At 35.8% G+C, this 786-nt stretch carries 1 protein-coding gene; it reads left to right on the top strand.

Annotated features, from left to right (window positions below; all coding sequences use genetic code 11):
• Positions 1-327 precede the first annotated feature (327 nt).
• Positions 328-780, top strand: coding sequence for a preprotein translocase subunit YajC (yajC, locus tag ACFIK8_RS11025; RefSeq protein ID WP_161510503.1), 453 nt, complete (start codon positions 328-330; stop codon positions 778-780).
• Positions 781-786: the final 6 nt, after the last annotated feature.

Raw genomic sequence — 786 nt, 5'->3', positions numbered from 1 at the left:
TCAATGGTATTTCAGCAAAAAAATTCACACATTTTAGGAGAGCGATCAATTGTGCTCATTGGAAAGGAAGAAAATTGTTTTACATCATTTGTTTTTCCAGTTAGTGAAGATGCTTATATTCATGATATACAAAACGAGAGAAATAAATCTGTTTTTTAAAATTTTTTCTCGTTGCCTTCTATCTCTTAAGGATTTATTGCCTTTCGATAAAGCTGTGAGTACATTGTGTAATTATCGCTCGATAGATCCTTTAGAAGCTTTTTGCAGCCAAAAGCCTTGTTTTAGGAGAGTGGCAAGTACCTGGAGTTTAATCTATAGGAGATAAAAATGTTTATTACTAATGCTTATGCTCAAGTTGCAGGGGATGTTTCCAATGGGCCTTCACTTGTTACTTTTGTCCCATTCATTTTGATTTTTGGAATTATGTATTTTTTTATGATTCGCCCTCAACGTGCGCAAATGAAAAAACGCAAGGAAATGCTTGATGCTGTGCGTCGCGGTGATACCGTTGTAACGGGTGGTGGTATTATTGGCAAGGTTACGAAAGTTTATGATGAGAGTGGTGAATTAGAGGTTGAAATTTGTGACGGTATGCGTGTTCGCGTTATTCGTTTAACATTGTCGGATGTTCGCGTTAAAGGAGAACCCATTTCGGAAGAAAAATCAAAACCTAATGCTAAAGTAAAAACACAAAAAAAATCTGAAGCTAAAATTGTAAAGAAGGAACGTGTGGGTGCATCTAAAGAGAAGAAAGCTGTATCAAAGGAAGGAAAAGCTTAAAGTATA

The sequence above is a fragment of the Bartonella sp. MR168JLCBS genome (genome assembly GCF_042194175.1).
Note: the sequence above shows the minus strand (reverse complement) of the source record. Positions and strands in the feature narration are given on the sequence as shown.